Here is an 18,647-nt window from a genome sequence, read left to right on the forward strand (position 1 = left end):
CCGAAAGGACCCCATGAGCAAGAGCACCGCCCGCTTCACCCTCGACCCCGCGTTCACCGTCGGCCCGGTCAACCCCCGCCTCTTCGGGTCCTTCGTGGAACACCTGGGCCGCTGCGTCTACACCGGCGTCTTCGAACCGGACCACCCCTCGGCGGACGAGGCCGGGCTGCGCACCGACGTGCTGGAGCTGGTCCGCGAACTCGGAGTGACGGCGATCCGCTACCCCGGCGGCAACTTCGTCTCCGGCTACAAGTGGGAGGACTCCGTCGGCCCCGCCGAGGACCGTCCCCGCCGCCTCGACCTCGCCTGGCACTCCACCGAGACCAACCGCTTCGGTCTGTCGGAGTACATCGCGTTCCTCAGGAAGGTCGGCCCGCAGGCCGAGCCCATGATGGCCGTGAACCTCGGGACGAGGGGCGTCGCCGAGGCACTGGAACTCCAGGAGTACGCCAACCACCCCGCCGGCACCGCCCTGTCCGACCTGCGCGCGGCCCACGGTGACAAGGAGCCCTTCGGCATCCGGCTGTGGTGCCTCGGCAACGAGATGGACGGCCCCTGGCAGACCGGGCACAAGACGGCGCACGAGTACGGCCGGCTCGCCGCCGAGACCGCCCGCGCCATGCGCCAGGCCGACCCCTCCGTCGAGCTGGTCGCCTGCGGTTCCTCCAGCCAGTCCATGCCGACCTTCGCCGAGTGGGAGGCGACCGTCCTGGCGGAGACCTACGACCTGGTCGACCACATCTCGCTGCACGCCTACTACGAGCCCACGGACGGCGACATCGACTCCTTCCTGGCCTCGGCCGTCGACATGGAGTCCTTCATCGAGAACGTGGTGGCCACGGCGGACCACGTCGGCGCCCGGCTCAAGTCCAAGAAGAAGATCAACCTCTCCTTCGACGAGTGGAACGTCTGGTACCTCTCCCGCTGGGAGGAGCACGCGCGGACGATCGCCCCGTCCGACTGGCCCGAGGCCCCCCGCCTGCTGGAGGACGACTACAGCGTCACCGACGCCGTCGTCTTCGGCTCGCTCCTCATCGCGCTGCTCCGGCACGCCGACCGCGTCACCGTCGCCTGCCTCGCCCAACTGGTCAACGTGATCGCGCCGATCATGACCGAGCCGGGCGGCCCGGCCTGGCGGCAGACGACGTTCTTCCCCTTCGCGCAGACCTCGAAGCACGGCCGGGGCGAGGTGCTGGACGTCCGCGTGGACTCGCCGACGTACGAGACGAAGAAGTACGGCGAGACGGACCTGCTGCACGCCACGGCGGTCCGCGCGGCCGACGGCACGGTCACCGTCTTCGCCGTGAACCGCGGCCGCACGGCCGCCCTGCCCCTCGAAGTCACGCTCAGCGGACTGGAGTTGACGGCCGTCACCGAGCACACCGCGCTCGCGGACGCCGACCCCGACGCCCGCAACACCCTCGACGACCCCGAGCGGGTCACCCCGCACCCGGTCGAGGGCACCGCCGTCACGGACGGCACCCTCACCGCCGTACTCGAACCCCTGTCCTGGAACGTGATCAGACTGGCGTGACCGGCAGCCCGCCCGTCGCGCTCCCCAGCAGCGTCAGGCGTACGGACCCGGGGCCCGACAGCGTGGTGAACTCCGAGAGGACCGCCAGCGCGAGGGTGTTGGCGCCCCGGGTGCGCAGGACGCCGTTCGGCAGCACGAAGGTGTGCTGGGGGCCGACGTTGTTGATGTACTGCCCCAGGTTCCAGCCGTTGAGGAAGATCTGCGCCCGGTAGGCCCGGTACGGGTCGTCCTGAAGGGTCAGGCCGACCGACGCGTCGACGTCGGCCGGCACCGAGAGCCGGAAGTCCGTCCGGTACCAGGTCACGCCCTGGTACCGGGCGTCGCGCGGGAAGGTCACCGGCTCCCAGTCGCGGTCCTCCCGGAAGTCCGGCAGATGCCAGCCGCCGCGCTCGCCGTACAGGCCGCCGTTGTTCATCGGCCCGCGCACCGGGTCCGGGGCCGCCTCGCCCTGGATCCGCCAGCTCACCTTCGGAGCGGCCCCCTTGAAGGCGGCCGCCGTCAGCCCGCGGGCGGCCTTGTGCGTGTCCCGCGCACCGCCGTCCATGTCGTGCTGCATGCGCCGGACGAGCACCGACAGCACGTGCCGCCCCGGCGAACGCAGCGCCTCGCGCACCGGGAAGACGGCCGTCGCCTCCCAACTCCCCTTGCGGGCCGTGGTGTTCTTGTCGGGCACGGGCATCCGGTGGGTGCCCAGCGGATCGCCGTCCAGCCAGGCCATCAGCAGGCCCTGGGTGCCGCTGCTGTAGGCGAGGGACAGCTCCTCCAGGCCCAAGGAGTCGGTGAAGGTGCCCCGGTACCAGACGTCCCCGTAGTGGAAGCCGTAGTCGTCCGCGAACAGCACCGGCCCGCCGTCGGGGACGGGCGTGGTGGAGAAGGACGTCGTACGGTCGGCGCGCCGCCAGCCCGAGTCGTCGAAGCCGGGCCCCGCCTCCGGGTTCTCCCGCCGCATCCGCCAGCCGCCCAGCTCCGGCAGCCGCACCTCGGGCACGGCGGGCAGCATGCCGCTGGTCATCAGGCTGCCGGACAGGGTCACCCGGGTGGGCAGGGTGCGCCCGTTCCACACCACGGTGTCGACCCCGCGCGGCGCCCAGACCTCCATGGCCGTCGTCTCGGTGAGGTCACCGGTCAGATGGACGGCCCGGCCGCGCACCTCGGCGTGGCGCAGCAGCGCCGGACCGTAGACCAGCACGGTCCCGGACGGGGTGTCGTACGGGAAGAGCCGCACGGAGGTGGCGTCGTCGCCGAAGAGGAGCACCAGCGGGGTGTCGCTGCCGCCCTTCTGCACCAGGACGCGGGTCAGCCCGCCCTCGCCGAGCGGCGAGGTCACCCGCAGCTCGGTGTCGTCGTCGAAGACCCAGGCGGCCTCCGGGTCCAGCCGCATGACGGACGGCTCCTCCGGGCAGGTCAGCACCAGATCGGCCATGTCGTTCGTGCGCCCCGTGAACAGGGCGATGTCCTGCCGCCCGGCCGTCACGCAGAAGACCGGCTGGGCGGTCGCGTACTTGAGCGTCCGCTCGCCGAGCTTCAGCCCGGTCGTCAGCAGCCGGGCGTCCTTGCCGGGCACGGTGATGCGCAGCGAGCCCGCGTCGGTGGGCAGAGAGGCGGTGACCGGGGCCGTGCCGTCGTTGCGGGCGACGTAGACATGGGCGCCGGTGTCCGGGTTGGTCAGGTGGTAGACCTTCAGCCCCGCGGCCCTGACCTCGGCCGCCCGGTCGAGCTTGGCGAAGTCCGGCACGCTCCGGAAGAGGTGGCCGAGCTGGTGCATCGGCGCGATCTTGGCCGTGACGCCCCGGGCCTCGTCGATCGCCGCGCCGTAGTCGTACGACGTGTAGACGACGGGCGCGGGCAGCCAGCCCCACGAGGTCCCGCCGAAGGTCATGTACACGTTGTGGAGCGTGAGCCCGTTGGCGAGGTTGGTGAGGTAGAACCGGCGCTCGTAGGCCGCGTCCCGGGTGCGCCGCGACTCGGCGTACCCCTTGCCGTCGAACCAGGCCCCGCCCCACGGGTCGAACCAGCCGCCGCCGAACTCGGGCACGAACCCGGGCGTGGTCGGCGAGGCACTGGCCCCGCCCTTCGCGCCGCCCGACCCGAAGGTCCCCCAGTCCGGCGGGGTGCCGGTGGGCGACGGATACCCGTCGAAGCCGTACAGCCAGCCGCCCTTCTCGCCGCCGGTGTCGAAGGACCCGGGCACCCAGTACCCGTTGCGGCCCTTGTCGTTGTGGAACAGCGGTACGTCGATGCCGTCGGCCCGCACCTTCTTGTACAGGTGGGACATGTAGCGCCTGCCGGTGGCGTCCCCGGCGTGGGCGTCGTACTCGTTCTCGATCTGGTACAGCAGGACCGTGCCCGTGCCCTGGGTGTACAGGTGCTTGCGGGCGATCCTGTTGACCTGCGTCAGCCACTCGTCCGCGAACGCGAGATAGGCCGGGTCGTCGGTCCGCGCGGTGCCCTTCGTCGCCGTCAGCCAGCCCGGGAACCCGCCCCCGTCGACCTCGGCGTTGATGTACGGGCCCGGCCGCAGGATGACGTACAGCCCGGTCTCGGCGGCCGTGCGCAGGAAGAGGTCGAGGTCGCGGACGCCGGTGAAGTCGTAGTGCCCGGGGGCGGGGGAGTGGTAGTTCCAGGCGACGTAGATGCTGACGGCGTTGTACCCGTGCGCCCGCATCTTCTGGAGGATGTCCCGCCACAGCGACGGACTCGGCAGCCGGAAGGGGTGGAACTCCCCGGACCACACCACCAGCCGGCTGCCGTCCACGAGCAGCGAGTACCGGTCGTAGCCGATCGTGTGCTGTGCGTGGTCGACGGCCGGCGGCAGCGGCGCCGGGCCGGTGGGCACGCTGCCGCCGCGCGCCGCGAAGGCCGAGAGCGCGCCGGACCCGCCGCTGCCGCCGAGGGCGAGCCCGAGCGCGGCCGAGCCGGCCAGGGCACTGAAGGTACGTCTGCTGAGCGCCAAGGTGGATCCTCCCGGGCGGCGATCTTACGGGGCGCGGGCGCGGCCGTTCGCCACGCGCGACGCCGCACAATGGATCCATGAGGATCTCGGCGCGGGCGGACTACGCCGTACGGGCGGTACTGGAACTGGCCGTACGGCAGGCTAACGGCCCCGTGAAGGCAGAGGAAATCGCCGCCGCCCAGGACATCCCGCACAAGTTCCTGGAGGGCATCCTGGGCGATCTGCGCCGGGCCGGGATCGTGGAGAGCAGGCGCGGCGGAGGCGGCGGCTACCGGCTCGCGAAGGACGCCGCGGCGATCACGGTGGCCGACGTCGTCCGGGGCGTGGACGGCCCGATCGTCTCGGTGCGCGGTGAACGCCCGACGGGCCTGACCTACACGGGCACGGCCCGGCCGCTGCTGCCCCTGTGGATCGCCCTGCGGGCGAACGTCCGCCGCGTCCTGGAGGGCGTGACGGTGGCCGACCTCGCGGCGGACGCGCTGCCCGAGCCGGTCCGGGCGCTGGCGGCGGAGCCGGCGGCCTGGGAGAACCCGTAGGGGCGGTGAAAATCCTGGATGTGAATGGCCGGAGTTCGCTCTCCCGGGGCGGGACGTGGCTACCTACGATGCTCACGCCTCCCGCCCTTCACAGGTCCCGCACAGTTCCTTCAGGCCGGACGAGCGACAGGGGCGGGTCGGAGGTACACCCCCCACTCGACGACATGGGAGAGAACCATGGCTCGTGGACTCCTCCTGGGCGGCGCCGTAGCCGCTCTGCTCACCGCCGCACTGCCCACCCGGGCATCCGCCTCGGGTGTCTTCGACAACCCGCCCCCGGACAAGATCGTCATCGACGTGGCGACCGTCAACGGCTCCGGCTGCCCCGCGGGTACGGCGGCGGTCGCCGTCTCGCCGGACAACACCGCCTTCACGGTGACCTACAGCGCCTACCTGGCCCAGGCCGGCGGCAACTCCGACCCCACGGCCTTCCGCAGGAACTGCCAGCTCGACCTGATCGTCCACGTCCCGCAGGGCTTCACCTACGCCATCGCCAGCGCGGACTACCGGGGCTTCCTCTCCCTCCAGCCCGGCGCGACGGCGACCCAGAAGGCCTCGTACTACTTCCAGGGCTCCTCTCAGACCGTGCCCAAGACCCACCCCTTCAACGGCGCCTTCAACGACAACTGGGAGGCCACCGACAGCACCGACGTGGCCCAACTGGTCTGGGCACCCTGCGGGGTGGAGCGCAACTTCAACATCAACACCGAGCTCAGAGTCAACGCCGGCACTCAGAGTCCGGACAAGGTCAGCTTCATGACCATGGACTCGACGGACGGCAACATCAGCACCGTCTACCACATGGCGTGGAAGCAGTGCCCCTGACCTGCTCCTCGGGTTGAAGCCCGAGGATTCCGGCCTTCTCTCCCGAACCCCGTTCAGCTACGCGGCACGGGGTTCGGGAGAGAATCCGTGACTTCCTGCTTCGTTGCGCTGTGCCGGGGCCTCTCCTGGTCTTACCGGCGCTCCACAGGCCGATGCCGCCAGTCCGGCGGCCGTTTCACATTCTTCGCGGCAGCTGGTGGTGGAAGTCACGGCGGGCATCGGCGACTTGTGCGTGGGTGCGGCGACCTTCAAGCGGGCTTTCTCCCGGTTCTCGGACCCCTTCTGCTTGCGGGACAGTTCCCGCTTGGCGCGCTTGAGCTGCTTCTCGGCGCGGCGCAGGAACCGTGCGCGGCAGCGTCATCGGTCCCGGCGGGCAGTCCGTCATGAACGACACCGACGGCGACCTGATCGCCTACCACCGCTACGACGGCAACGACAGCGGCACCCCGAAGCGCGGCATCAACCTGCTGAACTGGAGCACGGGTTGGCCGGTGGCCTACTGATCCAACGGGGCCGGGCCGTCGGCCGGTCAGCAGAGCAGGTTGATCAGGCCGACGCAGTCCGGCCCTTCCCAGTCCTCGTCGTGGTCACCGTGCTCGTGCTCGCGGCCGTGCTCATGCTCGCGGCCGTGCTCGTGCTCGTGGTCGCGGTCGTGGTCGGCTGGACGGGACTGGACGGTGGCGACCCTCGCGGCCACGGCGGACGAGGGCGTGGCCGCGGTGGTCGCGAGAGCGACGCCCAGGGCGCCGACGGCGAATGCTCGGGCGATGATCCTGTGTTGGCGAAACGCCGGTATGTGGTTCATGTGACTCACCCTGGCCGCCTTCGGAGGAAGTTTCACCTCGTGTGGGCCATTCGTGTGAGTCACCCGTGATCCGGGGGCCCCGATCCCTCAACCACCTTTCGGGGAAGGGGACTTCGGGCTCAGCCCGCCTGGTCCATACCGGCCGCGTTCGGCCAGCTCTGGGCGTTCGGCCAGCCCGTCGCCGGGGCCGGTGTCAGCCCGTTCGGGACGGCCGGTGCGGGCACCGCCGGGGTGGCCGGCGCCGTCATGCCGCGCACCTGCGCCGCCGTCAGGCCGCCGCGCGCCGGAACGCCGGGCGGGGTGGGCGCGAAGGCGGCGGGGGCCGGGGCGGGCACGGGGGTCGGCATGGGTGTGGGGGCCGGTGCGGGTACCGGTACCTGCGGCGGCAGGGGCGGGGGGACCGGCACCGGGGCCACCGGCTGCTGCACGGGCACCATCGGCTGCGGTGCCGGGACCATCGGCTGCTGGGCGGGGGCGGGCTGCGCCACCGCCGGAACCGGGGCCGGCGCAGGCGCCGGGGGAAGCGGCGCGGGGACCTGCTGAGGCGCCGCGGGCAGGGGCTGGGCTGCCGCCGGCATCGGCATCCCGGCGCCGGGTGGTGGCACGGCGGCGGGGAGCGGCATGCCGGTGCCGGCGGCCGGAGCGGGAGCGGCGGTCATGGCCTGGGCCTGCGCGGCCAGGCCGGGTACGCCGCCTCCGTTGGTCTCGCTCATCAGCCGGTCGACGGCCGCCGTACCCGAGCTGTAGCTGGTCCCTGTGCCCAGCTCGGGTACGGCGGCTCCCCTCCTGGTCCCGTAGAGCACCTGTTCCAGGCCGGACACCAGGCGACGCACGTCGACCTGGGGGCGCACCACGAGTCTCAGGAAGCGGCTGGAGGATCCGATCTTGTTGCCGCACTCACGGACCAGGATCCGGTGCTCGGCGAGCATCCGGTCCCGGACCACCGTGCCCACGGCGCCCAGGGGCAGCCGGACGAACAGGAAGTTGCCCTGGGAGGGGAAGACGGTCAGGCCGGGGAGCGCGGAGAGGTGGCTGGCCATTTCCAGGCGGTCCCGGCGGACCTGGGCCAGGCTCTGCGCGTACTCGGGGCCGTGGTCGCGCAGCATGAACACCAGGTGCTCGGCGAGGGAGTTGAGGTTCCACTTCGGGAGCATCGAGCGGACCCGGCCCGCGAGCGCCGGGTTCGCCACCAGGTAGCCGAAGCGGATGCCGTGCAGACCGAAGTTCTTGCCGAGGCTGCGCAGGACGATCACGTTGTGGCGGAGCACGGCCTCCTGGACGACGCTCGGCTCGGTCTCGGCGTCCGCGAAGTCCAGGAAGGACTCGTCGACCACGATCAGGTCCAGGTCGGCCATGGCGTCCAGGAACTGCACCAGGGACTGCTTGCGGGTGTAGCCGCCGTCGGGGTTGTTCGGGTTGCAGATCACGGCGACACGCGTGCCCCGGGCGCGGATGAACTCCGCGTACTGCGCGAGGTCCAGGGCGAAGCCGGACGCCTCCTGGAGCGGGAACATGTCGACCCGCTTGCCGGTCTCCATCGGCTGGTCGGTCCAGCGGCCGAAGGTGGGGACGGGGACCGCCAGGGACTCACGGACCAGGAGGTGGTCGATCCAGGTGATCAGTTCCGTGGAGCCGTTGCCCATCGCCACGCACTGCGGCGGCAGTTGGAGCAGTGCGCACAGTTCCCCCGTGATGGTGTCGGCGCCGCTCGGGTAGTACGTCACGATCTCGCGCAACCGGGCCGACAGCTCGTCGAACATGGCCGGGGTCGGGAAATACGGGTTGCACGGGACGCAGAAGTCCACCGGTCCCGTCCCGTCGCCGCCCTCCCGTGTCAGCGCCGCCATCGACGGGCTGTGCGCGGCGGTGCCGCGGAACAGCGAGGTGACGTTGCCGGCCAAGAGGACCTCCGTTCAAGGTGGCCCGTGCGGGGGAGCACGGGCCACCCATGAGTACGGAAGGGACGGCAGTGGCGTTCAACTCACCGGCCGTGTGAGCCGGTTCACGCGGAGAACGTGTGGATGGTCGTCGTCCGGTAGGTATGGCCGGGCCGCAGCACCGTGGACGGGAACGTCGGCTCGTTCGGGGAGTCCGGGAAGTGCTGCGTCTCCAGGGCCAGCCCGTCGCCCTGCCGGTAGGTGTGTCCGGAGGGGCCGACCAGGGTGCCGTCGAGGAAGTTGCCCGAGTAGAACTGCACGCCGGGCTGGTCGGTGAAGATCTTCAGCGTGCGGCCGGACTCCGGGTCGCGCAGGGTCACCACGTGCTCGGGCCGGGCGGTGACGCCCTTGTCGAGCACGAAGTTGTGGTCGTAGCCCTTGGCGGTGACCAGCTGCGGGTGGCCGGTGCGGATGTCCCGGCCGATCGGCTTGGGGCGGGTGAAGTCGAAGGGGGTGCCCTTGACCCGCGCCAGCTCGCCGGTGGGTATCAGGCCCGAGTCGGTCGGGGTGAACCGGCCGGCCGCGAGCCAGAGTTCGTGGTCGTAGATGCTGCCGCTGCCCTCGCCCGCGAGGTTGTAGTACGTGTGGTTGGTGAGGTTCACGACCGTCGGCCGGTCGGTGGTGGCCTCGTAGTCGATGCGCCAGTCGCCGTGCCGGGTGAGGGTGAAGGTGACCTTCGTCCGCAGCGTGCCGGGGTAGCCCATCTCGCCGTCGGCGCTCGTGTAGTGCAGGTGCAGGCCGACGTCGTGGCCGGCGGTGAAGGGCTCGATGTCCCACACCTTGGTGTTGAAGCCCTTGGCGCCGCCGTGCAGGCTGTTCACGCCGTCGTTGACGGACAGCTGGTACTTCTTGCCGTCGAGCGTGAACTGCCCCTTGGCGATGCGGTTTCCGTAACGGCCGATGGTGGCGCCGAAGAAGGTGGTGCCCTTCACGTAGGCGTCGAGGTTGTCGTAGCCGAGCGAGACGTTCGCGTACCGGCCGTGGCGGTCCGGGATCTCCAGGGACTGGATGATGCCGCCGTAGGAGAGGACCTTCAGCCGCGTGCCGCCGTTCTCCAGCGACCAGCGGTACACCTTCGTGCCGTCGGCGAGGGTGCCGAAGTGCTCCTTCACCGGCTTCCTGCCCTCCGGGCGGCTTGCGGCCTGGGCGGTGCCCGAGCCGAGGGTGGTGGTGGCGGCGATACCGGCCGCCGCCGCTCCAGCGATGACCGTGCGTCTGTTCAGTTCCATGAATGCGGCTCCCGCATAAAGGAGGGGCCCCGCCGGCTGTTCCGGCGGGGCCCGGTCTGACTTACGAACCGGACTTGCGCTTGTTCCACACGTCGAATCCGACCGCCGCCAACAGGGCCAGGCCCTTGATGACCTGCTGCCAGTCGGTGCCGACACTGAGGAGGTTCATGCCGTTGTTCAGCACGCCGAGGACGAGACCACCGATGATGGCGCCGAGGACGGTGCCGACACCACCGCTCATGGAGGCGCCGCCGATGAACGAGGAGGCGATGGCCTCCAGTTCGAAGCCGTCGCCCGCCTTCGGCGAGGCCGCGTTCAGACGGGCGGCGACCACCAGACCCGCCAGGGCCGCGAGCACGCCCATGTTCAGGAACACCTGGAAGGTGATGCGCTTGTCCTTCACGCCGGACAGCTTGGCCGCCGGCAGATTGCCGCCGATGGCGTAGATGTGCCGGCCGAAGACCGAGTTGCGCATGACGTAGCCGTAGCCGCCCACCAGGACGCCGAGGATGATCAGGATGATCGGCGCGCCGTCGTAGCTGGCCAGCAGCATGGTGAGGGTGAGGATCGCGGCGACCAGGGCGACCAGCTTGAGCAGGAACAGCTTCATCGGTACGACGTCGAGGGAGAACTCCTGCTGGCGGCGCCGGTCGCGCACCTCCTGCCACACCACGGCGGCGATCAACACGATGCCGAGGAGCAGGGTGAGGTTGTGGTAGTTGGTGTTCGGGCCGACCTCGGGCAGGAAGCCGTTGCCGATCTTCTGCAGCCCGTTCGGGAACGGGCCGAGGGTCTGGCCCTTCAGGAGGATCTCCGTCAGACCGCGGAAGAGCAGCATCCCGGCGAGCGTGACGATGAACGACGGTATGCCGAAATACGCGATCAGGAAGCCCTGTACGGAGCCCGCCACCGCGCCCACCAGCAGGCACAGCACCAGGGCGATCGGCCAGGCGACATGGTGCTGCACCGTCAGCACGGCCGCGAACGCGCCCACGAACGCCGTGATCGAGCCGACCGACAGGTCGATGTGCCCGGCGATGATCACCAGCATCATGCCGATCGCGAGGATCAGGATGTAGCTGTTCTGCAGCACCAGGTTGGAGACATTGCGCGGCAGCAGCAGGTCGCCGCCGGTCCAGATCTGGAAGAGGACGACGATCAGACCGAGCGCGATCAGCATGCCGTACTGGCGCATGTTGCGGCGCAGGCCGCCCAGCACCAGCTGCAACAGACCCTCGCCGCCGGCCGATCCGCCCCTGCCCGGCGGTGCGGCCGCCGGGGTCTTGTCGGTGACGTCCGTGCTCATCGCGTTACCTCTTCGTCCTTTGCGTTGTCCGTCGCGTCTGTCGGGGCCCGGTCCTTCGTCATCCGGCGCATCAGCACTTCCTGGGTGGCCTCGGACCGTGGCACCTCACCGGTCAGCCGCCCGGCGGCCATCGTGTAGATGCGGTCGCACATGCCGAGCAGCTCCGGCAGTTCGGAGGAGATGAAGACGACCGCCTTGCCCTGGGCGGCCAGCTGGTCGATGACCGTGTAGATCTCGTACTTGGCGCCCACGTCGATGCCGCGCGTGGGCTCGTCCAGGATCAGCACATCGGGCTCGGCGAAGATCCACTTGCTGAGGACGACCTTCTGCTGGTTGCCGCCGGACAGCTTGCCCACCGGCTCGAAGACCGTCGGCGCCTTGATGTTCATGGACTTCCGGAAGCCCTCGGAGACCTGCCGCTCCGCCTGCTCGTCGACCACGCCCCGCCGGGCGACCTTCTTCAGCGCGGTCAGCGAGATGTTGCGGTTGATGGTGTCGATCAGGTTGAGGCCGTAGTGCTTGCGGTCCTCGGTGACGTACGCGATGCCGTGGTCCACCGCCTCGGCGACGGACTTCGTACGGATCTCGACGCCGTCCTTGAGGACCGTGCCGCCCCCGTACCGGCCGTAGGTGCGGCCGAAGACGCTCATGGCGAGCTCGGTGCGGCCGGCGCCCATCAGGCCCGCGATGCCGACGATCTCGCCCCGGCGCACGCTGAGCGACACGTCGTCCACTACCTTGCGCTGCTGGTCGATGGGGTGATGGACGGTCCAGTTGCGGATCTCCAGCGCCGGGGCCGCGCCCTCCTGCGCCTCGTGCGGGGTGCGCTCGGGGAAGCGGTGGTCGAGGTCGCGGCCCACCATGCCGCTGATGATCCGGTCCTCGGTCGTGCCCGCGTCCTTGACGTCCAGCGTCTCGATCGACCGGCCGTCCCGGATGATCGTCACCGAGTCGGCGACCTTGCGGATCTCGTTGAGCTTGTGCGAGATGATGATCGAGGTGATGCCCTGGTTCTTCAACTCCATGATGAGATCGAGGAGTTTGCCGCTGTCCTCGTCGTTCAGCGCCGCGGTGGGCTCGTCCAGGATGAGCAGCTTCACCTTCTTCGACAGGGCCTTGGCGATCTCCACGAGCTGCTGCTTGCCCACGCCGATGTCGGTGACGCGGGTCTCGGGGTGGTCGTCGAGACCCACCCGGCGCAGCAGCTCGGTGGCGTGCCGCAAGGTCTCCCGCCAGTCGATGAACCCACCCCTGGCGTGTTCGTTGCCGAGGAAGATGTTCTCCGCCAGCGAGAGGTACGGCGACAGCGCCAGCTCCTGGTGGATGATCACGATGCCGCGTTGCTCGCTCGCCCGGATGTCGCCGAAGGCGCAGAGCTCCCCCTCGAAGAGGATCTCGCCCTCGTAACTGCCGTGCGGATGGACGCCGGAGAGGACCTTCATCAGGGTCGACTTGCCGGCGCCGTTCTCCCCGCAGATGGCGTGGACCTCGCCCCGGCGGACGGTCAGCGTGACGTCCGACAGGGCTTTGACGCCGGGAAAGGTCTTGACGATCGAGCGCATTTCCAGGACGGGTCCCGCCATGGTCGTGCCTTCCAATCAGTGTGGGGTCAGTTCGGCCCAGGGCAGTCGGGCGGGATCACTTGAGCTGGGACTCGGTGTAGTAGCCGCCCTTGACCAGGACGTCCGCGTAGTTGGTCTTGTCCACGCTCACCGGCTGGAGCAGGTAGGCGGGGACGACCTTGGCGCCGTTGGTGTAGGTCGTGGTGTCGTTGACCTGCGGCTTCTTGCCGTGCAGGACATCGTCGACCATGGACACCGCGACCGCGGTCTCCTTGCGGCTGTCCTTGAAGACGGTCTGGGTCTGCTGGCCGGCGATGATCGACTTCACCGAGGCCAGCTCGGCGTCCTGGCCGGTGATGACCGGCAGCGGCTTGCTCGCGGAGCCGTAACCGTCCGACTTCAGGGCGGCGATGATGCCGATGGAGATGCCGTCGTACGGCGAGAGCACCGCGTCGACCTTGCCGCTCGTGTACGTGGAGGTGAGGATGTCCTCCATGCGCTTCTGCGCGGTGGCACCGTCCCAGCGCAGGGTGGTGACCTGGTTGAGCTTGGTCTGCCCGGACTTGACCACCAGCTGCTTCTTGTCGATGTACGGCTGGAACACCTTCATCGCGCCGTTGAAGAAGTACTGGGTGTTGTTGTCGTCGTTCGACCCGGCGAACAGCTCGATGTTGAACGGGCCCGTCTTGCCGCTGTCCAGGCCGAGCTTGTGCACGATGTAGGTGCCCTGGAGGGTGCCGACCTTCTCGTTGTCGAACGAGGCGTAGTAGTCGACGTTCGGGGTGCCGAGGATGAGCCGGTCGTAGGCGATGACCGGGATGTTGGCCTGCTTGGCCTCCTGGAGCACGTTGTTCAGGGACTTGTTGTCGATGGCCGCGATGATCAGGCCCTTGACGCCCTGCGTGATCAGGTTCTCGATCTGCGAGACCTGGGTGCTCGGGTCGTCCTCGCCGTAGACCAGCTTGGTCTTGTAGCCCTTGTCCTGGAGGTTCTTGACCATGTCGTTGCCGTCGTTGATCCACCGCTCGGAGGACTTCGTCGGCATCGCGATGCCGATGGTGGCGCCCTTGACGTCACCGGTCTTCTCCTTGCTGCCGCCCGAGCTGCTCTGACCGCAGGCGGTCAGGGTGAGGGCGAGGGTGGCGGCTCCGGATATGGCGGCGAGTGCGGCTCTGCGGTTACGCATGATGAGTGTCCTTGGTTGTCTCGTCGTTGAGAAGTCACGCAGTGACGGGGAAGCGGTTGAGCGTTCCGGGCAGCCGGGAGCCGAGCGGCGCCATGTCGCCGTCCGCACCGTGCCGGGCGAGCAGGTCCAGGGCGAGCCGGCCGCGCCGCACCCGCTCCCGGGCGGTGTCCAGGGTGACGTCCCGCAGATGGGTGCCCCACGGGTAGATGCCGGGCGCCTTGGACAGGCCGAACTTCAGGTAGAGCGGTGCGCCGCGCCGGATCAGCTCGGCGACCTCGTACATCCGCACGTAGCCGCCGAGATCGTCGGGGGCCTCGATGTACATGTCCATCGGGGCACCGGAGACCCGGCGGATCTCGGTGAGGTGATCCAGCGTCAGATCGCTGGGCACGTTGAGGGAGTCGGCGCCGAGCCGCTCGTAGACGGCGTACGACGCCGGGTTCACGGGGCCGATGAGCGCCGAGACCTTCAGCGTGGTGTCGGCCGGGATGATGCCGGCCTCGCGGGCCCGGTGCAGCGTCCACAGCACGCCCTCGTCGGCGACGAGCAGGCACTTGACGCCCAACTCGGTTGCCCGGACGGCGTCTTCGAGGCAGCCGGCGACGGCGTCGTGGCCGCGAGCGCGCAGTCCGGCCCCCCGCGAGTCGGAGCGCACCGAGCCGCCGATGTCCCAGGTGCCGCGCGGGCCGGTGAACAGGCAGAGTTCGATGTCGCGTGCGGCGGTGGCCTCGACCATCTCGGTGATCTCGGCGTCGGTGAGCATCCACACGCCGCTGCCCTGGCTGATCCGGTGGATCGGCACATCGAGACGGGAGGCCTCCTTGAGCACGACCGCCAGCGCCTCGGGCCCCTCGCACGAGGGGATCTCGGTGCGCCAGCGGCCGCCGCCCGGGAAGCCGTGGGCGGAGGCGTCGGCGGGGTCGAGGGCGGGCGCGCCGAGGCCGAGAGCGGCGAGCACCTGCTCGCCGGGCCTGCGGGCTGCCGGGGCGGAAGCGTCGGTCACAAGCTGTCCTTCGTGTTCGAGGAGTTCTCGGTGTTCGAGATATCGGACAAGGTTCGCGGCTCTGGGTACGAAAAAGGCCTGGTTGTACGCCGGCCAGGGCGCCGTCAGGTAACGCCCTGACCGGCGTACGTCTTCAGGGGCGGAGCAGCACCTTGCCCACCTTGGGATCGCCGGCCCCGACGAGGTCGATGGCCTGGGAGAACTCGGTCAGCGGCAGCTCGTGCGTGACCAGCGGCAGCGGGTCCAGCAACCCGGCGCCGAAGACCCGCACGGTGTGCGCCCAGGCGTCCGGCGGCGCCCCGAAGACGGTGTGCACCTCCAGCTGCCGTACGACCAGGTCGGTCGGGTCGAGCCCGTCCGCGCCCGGTGCCGGGATCCCGGTCAGGACCAGGCGTCCGCCGCGCCTGAGCAGGGAGGCGGCGGTGCGCGCGGCGGACGCGGACCCGGCGGTCTCGATCACGACGTCGAAGTCGTCGGGCAGTTCCTGGCCCTTGACACGGAAGTCGGTCGCGCCGAACTGCCGCGACAGTGCCTCCCGGTCGTTCCTCGTCCCGACCACCAGCAGCTCGCCCGGCGAGATCGCCCGCAGGAACTGCACGGCGAACATCCCGAGCGTCCCGGTGCCGACCACCGCGACCCGCTCGCCCGGCCGGGCGCCCGCCTTCAGCGCGGCCGCCGCGATACAGGCGGCCGGCTCCAGCAGGGCGGCCGCCGTGAGGTCGGCGTCGTCCGGCAGGGCGTGCAGCAGCCGGGCCGGCAGGGTGAGCGTGGCGGCCATGGCGCCCGGCTGGGTGAAGCCGGTCTCCTCGTAGCCGTCGGTGCACAGCGTGGTCTCGCCCGCGTGGCAGCGGTCGCACACCTGGCAGTTGCGAAAGCCCTCGCCGACGACCTTGCGGCCGGTGAGGGAGGCCGGGACACCCGGGCCGACCTTCGCGACCGTGCCGGACCACTCGTGGCCCGGCGTCAGGGGGTAACGGACGTACCCCTCGGGCCGGTTGCCCTGGTAGACCTCGCGGTCGCTGCCGCAGATGCCGACCGCGTGCACGGCGACCAGCGCCTCGCCCGGACCGGGCTCGCGGGGCGTGTGCGGGGCGAGTCGGTGGCTGCCCGGGGCCTCGATGACGACGGCGCCGCTCACTTCCGGCCGCCCTTCGGCCTGCGCTGCTCCCAGCCCTCGGCCCACAGGTCGAACCGGGCCTGCTGCTGCGGGAACTCGGCGGCCGCGTCGACGTCGAGCTCGACCCCGAGGCCGGGCGCGTCGGAGAGGTGGAAGTAGCCGTCCACGACCTGCGGCGCGCCCTTGACCACCTTCTTGATCTCCGCGTCCGCGAAGTCGTTGAAGTGCTCAAGGATCTTGAAGTTCGGCGCGGTGAAGCCGACCTGGAGCGAGGCGGCGGTGAGCACCGGGCCGCCGACGTTGTGCGGCGCGACCAGCATGTAGTGCGTCTCGGCGGTGGCCGCGAGCTTGCGGGTCTCCCAGATGCCGCCGATGTGGCCGACGTCCGGCTGGATGATGTCCACGGCCTGGCTCTCGAACAGCTCGCGGAACTCGATGCGGTCGTGGATCCGCTCACCGGTGGCGACCGGGACGTCCACCTTCGCGGCCACCTTCTCCAGCGCCTTGAGGTTCTCCGGCGGCACCGGCTCCTCCAGCCAGGCCGGCTTGAAGGGGGCCAGCTCCTTGGCCAGCCGGACGGCGGTGGCGGGGGAGAAGCGGCCGTGCATCTCCAGCATCAGCTCGGCGTCCGGGCCGATCGCGTCCCGCACGGCCTCGATGAGCGAGACGGCGTACAGGCTCTGCTCGTGGTCCAGCTCGAAGTGCCCGGTGCCGAACGGGTCGATCTTCAGCGCCTTGTACCCGCGCTCCATCACCCCCTGCGCGGCCTTGTGGTACGCCTCGGGCGTTCGCTCGGTCGTGTACCACCCGTTGGCGTACGCCTTGACGCGGTCGGTCACCTTTCCGCCGAGCAACTGCCAGACGGGGACGCCGAGCGCCTTGCCCTTGATGTCCCAGCACGCCGTCTCGATCACGGCGATGCCGGACATGACGATCTCGCCCGCGCGGCCGTAGTCGCCGTACTTCATCCGGCGCACGAGATCCTCGACCGCGAACGGATCGGAGCCGAGAATGTGATTGGCCTCGGCCTCCCGCAGATAGCCGATCAGCGCGTCGGTGTGACCGAGCATCCGGGTCTCGCCGACTCCTGTGATCCCCTCGTCGGTGTGCACCTGGACGTAGGTCAGGTTGCGCCACGGCGTGCCGACCACGTGTGTGCTGATTCCGGTGATGCGCACGGCAGTTGCCCTTCAGCTGTTCGAGATTTCGTCACGCGTTCGAAATGCTGGCGTGACAGTAAGGACGCGGCGGCAGGAGTGTCAATGGGTCGAACAGGTAACGGTTTCGGCAAGGCTTTCGAGAATTCTTTGGCTGATCCACGAAACCTTCACAGACACCCCTAGGAACGTGACCGACGGGGAATCTAGTCTTCCGGCGTCATGGACTACTGCATCCCGTGCCAACGGCACCTCAACGGCGCCCTGGCCTGCCCCGGGTGCGGAGCACCGGCGCATGCCGCACCCGCGGAAGCGACGGCCACCTACGCGTACGCGCGCGCGGGGGAGACATCGGGACACGGCGGTGGTCACGTTCCGGCCGGAAGCGGCTACCCGCCGGGTGCGTACGGCGCCCCGGGCGCGGAGTACGGCGCACGGATCCCGGCGCAGGGGCACGGCGCGCCGCAGGAGTACGTGCAGGGCGGGGCACAGGGGTACGCGTTCGGCGACGCCCGGGAGTCCGGGGCCGCCGGGGCGGAGCAGGGGTCCGGGCCGCGCGGTGCGGGTGCGCCGCAGGAGTACGTGCAGGGCGGGGCACAGGGGTACGCGTTCGGCGACGCCCGGGAACATCCGGCCGCCGGGGCGGAGCGGGCGTCTGGGGCGGGTTCGGAGTCGGCGGCGGGGTCCGGGCCGCGCGGTGCGGGTGCGCCGCAGGAGTACGCGCCCGGCGACGCTCCGGAGTTCGGGGCCGCGGGAGTGGAGCGGACGGCCGGGCCGGATCCGGAGTCGGCACCGCAGCCCGAGCCGCACGGCGCGGGCGCGCCGGAGCCCGACGCCGAGGAGGACTCCGCGTCCGGGCCCGCCGGGTCCCCGGCCGGCGGCCGGGCCGCCCGGCGCAAGGGGCGGGGCGCCGCGACAGTGGGCCCCGCCGGTGCCGACTCCAGCCGGCGCGACCGCAAGGCCGCCGTCCACCGCCGCCGGCGTCGCCGTACGGTCCTGATCGCCGCGGGGTTCGTCATCGCGGCCGGCGGACTCAGCATCGCCGAACTGGGCACGGACGCGCCCTTCGCGCCGTTCTCCGGCGGCAGCCCGGCCGCGTCCGGGAACACCGCGGCGAACGGCGGTGCCGACTCCGCGACGCCGGGTGCCTCGGCGAGCGACACCTCCGGCGCCGCCCCGGGCGCGGGCGCCGCGCCGCGCGCCTCGGCCGACGCGTCCGCGAGCAAGCACCCCAAGGGCAGGGCCTCGACGTCGCCGAAACCGAAGGACACCGGCAGCACGGAACCGGCCGGGGCGACGGGTCCCGGTCCGACCCCCACGGCCCCGGCGCCCACGGCCCACCCCACCGCCGCCCCGACCGGCGTCCCGACGACGTCCAGGCCGACCCCCAAGCCGTCGCCGAGCAGCACCTGCAAGCAGTTCCTGTGGTGGTGCACCTGACCCCTGGCCCGCATCCGCGCACCACCCCCGCCCTCCGCCGTCCGGGGCATCGCAGAC

General features: G+C 70.7%; 14 protein-coding genes and 1 pseudogene. 5 read left to right on the forward strand and 10 right to left on the reverse strand.

What is annotated here, in order from left to right; translation table 11 throughout:
* Positions 1–13: 13 nt before the first annotated feature.
* Positions 14–1,534, forward strand: coding sequence for an arabinosylfuranosidase ArfA (gene arfA / locus ACZ4MF_RS00405; RefSeq protein WP_467488379.1), 1,521 nt, complete (start codon positions 14–16; stop codon positions 1,532–1,534).
* On the opposite strand, the gene ACZ4MF_RS00410 is transcribed toward arfA, so the two are convergent.
* Entirely contained in the window at positions 1,521–4,487 is a 2,967-nt protein-coding gene (locus tag ACZ4MF_RS00410) for a glycoside hydrolase family 35 protein (protein ID WP_467488382.1), read from the reverse strand. The two genes, arfA and ACZ4MF_RS00410, sit on opposite strands and share 14 nt — an antisense overlap.
* Before the next feature lie 77 nt (positions 4,488–4,564).
* Here ACZ4MF_RS00410 and ACZ4MF_RS00415 point away from each other — a divergent pair, with 77 nt between their 5' ends.
* The 3 genes and pseudogenes from ACZ4MF_RS00415 to ACZ4MF_RS00425 all read left to right on the forward strand — a co-directional run.
* Complete coding sequence (locus ACZ4MF_RS00415) at positions 4,565–5,023, forward strand: RrF2 family transcriptional regulator (RefSeq protein ID WP_467488384.1); 459 nt, start codon at positions 4,565–4,567, stop codon at positions 5,021–5,023.
* Between the two features lie 177 nt (positions 5,024–5,200).
* Positions 5,201–5,848 (forward strand): DUF4360 domain-containing protein, encoded by a 648-nt coding sequence (locus tag ACZ4MF_RS00420; protein WP_467488386.1) that lies wholly within the window; start codon positions 5,201–5,203, stop codon positions 5,846–5,848.
* A 350-nt stretch (positions 5,849–6,198) separates the two neighbouring features.
* Positions 6,199–6,351, forward strand: a pseudogene (locus ACZ4MF_RS00425) (arabinan endo-1,5-alpha-L-arabinosidase); the annotation flags it as partial.
* A 26-nt stretch (positions 6,352–6,377) separates the two neighbouring features.
* Here ACZ4MF_RS00425 and ACZ4MF_RS00430 read toward each other — a convergent pair.
* From ACZ4MF_RS00430 to ACZ4MF_RS00470, 9 genes are all read right to left on the reverse strand, one after another.
* The gene (locus ACZ4MF_RS00430) at positions 6,378–6,653 is read right to left on the reverse strand and encodes a hypothetical protein (RefSeq protein ID WP_467488388.1); all 276 of its coding nucleotides are present in this window, start codon (positions 6,651–6,653) and stop codon (positions 6,378–6,380) included.
* Between the two features lie 119 nt (positions 6,654–6,772).
* A complete protein-coding gene (locus tag ACZ4MF_RS00435) occupies positions 6,773–8,554 on the reverse strand; it encodes a pyridoxal phosphate-dependent aminotransferase (RefSeq protein ID WP_467488390.1) in 1,782 nt (593 codons plus the stop codon).
* Between the two features lie 101 nt (positions 8,555–8,655).
* On the reverse strand, positions 8,656–9,819 hold the full coding sequence (locus ACZ4MF_RS00440) for an aldose epimerase family protein (protein ID WP_467488392.1): 1,164 nt from the start codon (positions 9,817–9,819) through the stop codon (positions 8,656–8,658).
* Between the two features lie 61 nt (positions 9,820–9,880).
* Positions 9,881–11,125 (reverse strand): multiple monosaccharide ABC transporter permease, encoded by a 1,245-nt coding sequence (gene mmsB, locus ACZ4MF_RS00445; RefSeq protein ID WP_467488394.1) that lies wholly within the window; start codon positions 11,123–11,125, stop codon positions 9,881–9,883.
* Complete coding sequence (mmsA, locus tag ACZ4MF_RS00450) at positions 11,122–12,708, reverse strand: multiple monosaccharide ABC transporter ATP-binding protein (RefSeq protein ID WP_467488396.1); 1,587 nt, start codon at positions 12,706–12,708, stop codon at positions 11,122–11,124. Before mmsA ends, mmsB begins: the two co-directional genes overlap by 4 nt.
* 55 nt (positions 12,709–12,763) lie before the next feature.
* The gene (gene chvE, locus ACZ4MF_RS00455; protein WP_467488398.1) at positions 12,764–13,873 is read right to left on the reverse strand and encodes a multiple monosaccharide ABC transporter substrate-binding protein; all 1,110 of its coding nucleotides are present in this window, start codon (positions 13,871–13,873) and stop codon (positions 12,764–12,766) included.
* A 34-nt stretch (positions 13,874–13,907) separates the two neighbouring features.
* A complete protein-coding gene (locus ACZ4MF_RS00460; protein WP_467488400.1) occupies positions 13,908–14,876 on the reverse strand; it encodes a hypothetical protein in 969 nt (322 codons plus the stop codon).
* Between the two features lie 133 nt (positions 14,877–15,009).
* The gene (locus ACZ4MF_RS00465; RefSeq protein ID WP_467488402.1) at positions 15,010–16,014 is read right to left on the reverse strand and encodes a zinc-dependent alcohol dehydrogenase; all 1,005 of its coding nucleotides are present in this window, start codon (positions 16,012–16,014) and stop codon (positions 15,010–15,012) included.
* Entirely contained in the window at positions 16,011–17,171 is a 1,161-nt protein-coding gene (locus ACZ4MF_RS00470; RefSeq protein ID WP_467488404.1) for a mandelate racemase/muconate lactonizing enzyme family protein, read from the reverse strand. The genes ACZ4MF_RS00465 and ACZ4MF_RS00470 overlap by 4 nt, the downstream gene beginning before the upstream one ends.
* 201 nt (positions 17,172–17,372) lie before the next feature.
* Here ACZ4MF_RS00470 and ACZ4MF_RS00475 point away from each other — a divergent pair, with 201 nt between their 5' ends.
* A complete protein-coding gene (locus ACZ4MF_RS00475) occupies positions 17,373–18,590 on the forward strand; it encodes a hypothetical protein (protein ID WP_467488407.1) in 1,218 nt (405 codons plus the stop codon).
* Positions 18,591–18,647 lie beyond the last annotated feature (57 nt).

The organism is Streptomyces sp. NPDC025793 (assembly GCF_055558375.1).

What these genes read in the sequence shown, in the direction of transcription:
- ACZ4MF_RS00440 (WP_467488392.1), bottom strand. Translation starts at nt 9,819, where the DNA reads ATGGAACTGAACAGACGCACGGTCATCGCTGGAGCGGCGGCGGCCGGT.
- ACZ4MF_RS00415 (WP_467488384.1), top strand. Translation starts at nt 4,565, where the DNA reads ATGAGGATCTCGGCGCGGGCGGACTACGCCGTACGGGCGGTACTGGAA.
- ACZ4MF_RS00475 (WP_467488407.1), top strand. Translation starts at nt 17,373, where the DNA reads ATGGACTACTGCATCCCGTGCCAACGGCACCTCAACGGCGCCCTGGCC.
- arfA (WP_467488379.1), top strand. Translation starts at nt 14, where the DNA reads ATGAGCAAGAGCACCGCCCGCTTCACCCTCGACCCCGCGTTCACCGTC.
- chvE (WP_467488398.1), bottom strand. Translation starts at nt 13,873, where the DNA reads ATGCGTAACCGCAGAGCCGCACTCGCCGCCATATCCGGAGCCGCCACC.
- ACZ4MF_RS00420 (WP_467488386.1), top strand. Translation starts at nt 5,201, where the DNA reads ATGGCTCGTGGACTCCTCCTGGGCGGCGCCGTAGCCGCTCTGCTCACC.
- mmsA (WP_467488396.1), bottom strand. Translation starts at nt 12,708, where the DNA reads ATGGCGGGACCCGTCCTGGAAATGCGCTCGATCGTCAAGACCTTTCCC.
- ACZ4MF_RS00430 (WP_467488388.1), bottom strand. Translation starts at nt 6,653, where the DNA reads ATGAACCACATACCGGCGTTTCGCCAACACAGGATCATCGCCCGAGCA.
- mmsB (WP_467488394.1), bottom strand. Translation starts at nt 11,125, where the DNA reads ATGAGCACGGACGTCACCGACAAGACCCCGGCGGCCGCACCGCCGGGC.